The sequence below is a fragment of the Cytophaga sp. genome (assembly GCF_051961495.1).
Taxonomy (GTDB): domain Bacteria; phylum Bacteroidota; class Bacteroidia; order Cytophagales; family Cytophagaceae; genus Cytophaga.
In genome coordinates this window covers 1-3562 of the sequence record NZ_JBQCDF010000044.1, presented here as the reverse complement: position 1 = coordinate 3562, position 3562 = coordinate 1, and the positions used below count along the sequence as shown (strand labels likewise).

Below are 3562 nucleotides of genomic sequence, written 5' to 3'. Positions count from 1 at the left end.
GGTACTTTACTTTTTGGTCGCAAGCAATGGATTTGACCAAATAATTGTTATTAAAATTACATCTTAGAGACGAAATATCCATGATTTGTGGTGTCTATATTTAAAATTAACGTACTTTATATCTGTAATATTTTATGCATCAAAGCAACAATCCTACTTCGAACTGTATTTCAGCACTTAAATAACCCGTTATTCTATGTTAAAGCCATTTAGTCTGAATCATTGGATCAATGAAAACAAACATCTTCTGAAACCTCCGGTAGGGAATAAACAGGTCTATACCGGCAATAAAGATTTTATTGTAATGGTTGTTGGCGGGCCCAATGCACGTAAGGATTTTCATTATAACGAAGGCGAAGAACTATTCTATCAGGTTGAAGGAAATATTATTCTTAAAATTATTGAAGATGAAAAGATCGTTGACATTGAAATAAATGAAGGCGATATGTTCTTGCTGCCGGCGCGTGTTCCACATAGTCCGCAGCGGGGGGCTAATACGGTTGGGCTGGTGATTGAACGATACAGAGGAGAAGAAGAACTGGATGGTTTTATGTGGTATTGTGAAAAATGCAATAATAAACTATATGAAGAGTTTGTTATGGTAAAAGATATCGTAAGCCAGCTGCCGGTTGTGATGGATAAATTTTACAGGTCTGCAGATCTGTGCACGTGTTCCAAATGTGGTACGGTGATGCAGGCTCCCGTTAAAAAACAGGCATAGTGTTTAGCAATAAACGCCAACACTGTAAGGGTGATCAATGTCATCTTTCAAGGCTTCATCATAAAATAGATTAGTCCTACATTCGTAAACCATGAAGAGCTTTATTAAAGAATCTTCAATTGAACACAAGGAATAACGTGCCAACAAAATTTCTTATTACACGCTCTTATGCGCAGCAATTGGATAAAGAAGATCCGTTAGCAGCTTACAGAAAAGAGTTTTTATTTCCTCAACCTGCCATTGGGGGCGCTTATTTTTGCGGGCATTCCCTGGGTCTGCAACCGAAAAAGGCAAAAGAATTTTTCATGCAGGAGCTTGAAGACTGGGAACGTTGGGGAGTAGAAGGACATTGGAAAGCAAAGAATCCCTGGCTTACCTATCATCAGTCTTTTGCCAAACCCTTGTCAGTACTTGCAGGAGCCTACCCGGATGAAGTGGTGGCAATGAACAGCCTTACAGCAAATCTCCATTTTATGTTTGCCTCCTTTTACCGTCCAATCGGGAAGAAGATCAAAATTATTACCGAAGCCTGGAATTTTCCATCGGATCGGTTTGCGCTGGAAAGTCTGGTGAAGCTGTACGGCTATGATCCTAAAAAAGTAATTATTGAATTAAAGCCGGCAAAGAAAGATGCTTATCTGTCTACCGATGAAATCTGTTCGGTGATTCAAAAGAACAAAGGCAGTGTGGCACTGGTGATGATGAGCGGTGTGAATTATTATACCGGGCAGGCATATGACATGAACCGTATTACGCAGGCAGCACATCTGGCCGGAGCTTTTGCCGGCTTCGACCTCGCGCATGCGATCGGAAACATGCCGCTGCAATTGCACGACTGGAAAGTAGACTTTGCTGTGTGGTGCAGCTATAAATATCTGAACGGCGGTCCTGGTGCTGTGGGCGGATCCTTTATTCACCAGCAGCACGGTCATGATAAGACAACACCCAGAATGGCTGGCTGGTGGGGGCATGATCAGGATACACGTTTCAACCTGAAAGGTTCTTATAAACCTGTCTCCGGAGCTGCGGGTTTTCAGGTAAGCAATGCTCCTGTATTCAATATGATTGGCCTGAAAGCCTCGCTTGATATTTATATGCAGGCAGGCTTACCTGCAATCAATAAAAAAAGAAAAGTGATGTTTGATTACATGCTTTTTCTATTGAAGGCATTGTGTACGCCGGATCAGAAGAAAAAATTTTTGATGAAAATCATTACTCCGGTAACAGCCAATGAACATGGTGCTATGGTTTCAATCCGGATTGAAAAAGACATGGGCAAAGAACTGGTTGATATTCTGACTAAGAAAGGTTTTGTTGTTGACTGGCGCGAGCCGGACGTGATACGGGTTGCAGCGGTTCCATTGTATAATAAATATGAAGAAATATATCTGTTTGCACTGGAGCTCTCCAAACATGCAGTTTTGTTATAAGATATGAATAAGCAGGTTACTATTTGCGGGGCAGGATTGGTGGGCAGTTTGCTGGCTATCTTTTTAAAACGCCAGAACATGGATGTACGGGTATTTGAAAAAAGGCCGGATCCGCGCAAGAGTGAAGTACATGCAGGCCGGTCCATCAATTTGGCAATCAGCCAGAGAGGTTTGCGGGCGTTGGGTGAAGCTGCGCCGGGACTTGAAAAACAGGCGCTGGCTTTAGCTGTTCCGATGTATGGAAGAGAAATACATGACCTGAATGGTGAACTGCATTTTCAGGCCTATGGAGAAACCTCTCAGCATATTAATTCCATAGGCAGGGCTGCTTTGAATGAATTATTGATTTCAACGGCTGAGCAATTGGGCGTGCCATTCAGCTTTGACCTGAGTTGTTCAGATTATGATGCTGCAAACCAGCAATGGATTTTTACGTCAGCCAGTCATGAAATAATAAAAACACTACCGCAGGAAATTCTTATAGGTGCTGATGGCGCATTTTCGACCGTGCGTGCTATGCTTTCAAAAAAATCGGCAGCTCAACCAGTTGTTGATACGCTGGACTATGCTTACAAAGAACTGGAAATTTACAGCAAGGAAGCAACACGTCTTACCAATAAAGAAGCCTTGCATATATGGCCGCGGGAACGCTTCATGCTGATTGCCCTGCCCAATGCAGACGGCAGTTACACAGCAACACTGTTTCTTCCGTTGCAGGGGGAAATTTCCTTTGAAAAATTAAATTCGCCGGAAGCAATACATGATTTCTTTAACACGTATTTCGCAGATGCATGTAAACTTATTCCTAACCTGACAGAACAATTCAGTATTCATCCTACATCTAAATTATTTACCGTTCATACAAATGAATGGTTTAATACGCATACGTTGTTGATTGGTGATGCGGCGCATGCATTGGTTCCGTTTTACGGGCAAGGCATGAATGCAGGCTTTGAGGATTGCAGGATATTGGCTGAAATTATTTCAACGTCAAAAGAAATACACTGGAAAAACATTTTTGCGGAGTTTTACAGACAACGGAAAGTAAATGCCGATGCAATTTCAGACCTGGCATTAAAAAATTTTATTGAAATGCGCGATCATGTTGCAGACGCTGAGTTTCTGGTAAGAAAGCAAATTGAAAAATACCTGCACCAGGTAATTCCGGATATTTTTGTTCCTCAATATACTCTGGTATCCTTTACGGATACACCCTATGCAGAAGCCATGCAGGCAGGAATAGAGCAGGACGCCATGTTTGAAGAAATTATGCAGATCGAAAACATTGCAGCATCGTGGCCAACAGAAGCATTACAGGAACAGGTACTGGCTACCGTGCGACAGTATGCGATAAAATAAAAGAAGTTCTTATCCCGATCCCGATAGCTATCGGGATCGGGATAAGAACTTC

Annotated in this window: 3 protein-coding genes; all 3 read left to right on the top strand. The window is 42.1% G+C overall.

Going from position 1 to position 3562, the window contains the following annotated elements; translation table 11 throughout:
* The first annotated feature begins 196 nt into the window (after positions 1-196).
* Positions 197-721: a 3-hydroxyanthranilate 3,4-dioxygenase gene (locus ACTHJT_RS02255; protein WP_440236089.1), complete on the top strand. Its 525-nt coding sequence runs from the start codon at positions 197-199 to the stop codon at positions 719-721.
* 137 nt (positions 722-858) lie between these two features.
* The gene (kynU, locus tag ACTHJT_RS02250; RefSeq protein ID WP_440236087.1) at positions 859-2151 is read left to right on the top strand and encodes a kynureninase; all 1293 of its coding nucleotides are present in this window, start codon (positions 859-861) and stop codon (positions 2149-2151) included.
* Between the two features lie 3 nt (positions 2152-2154).
* Complete coding sequence (locus tag ACTHJT_RS02245; protein WP_440236085.1) at positions 2155-3510, top strand: FAD-dependent oxidoreductase; 1356 nt, start codon at positions 2155-2157, stop codon at positions 3508-3510.
* Positions 3511-3562: the final 52 nt, after the last annotated feature.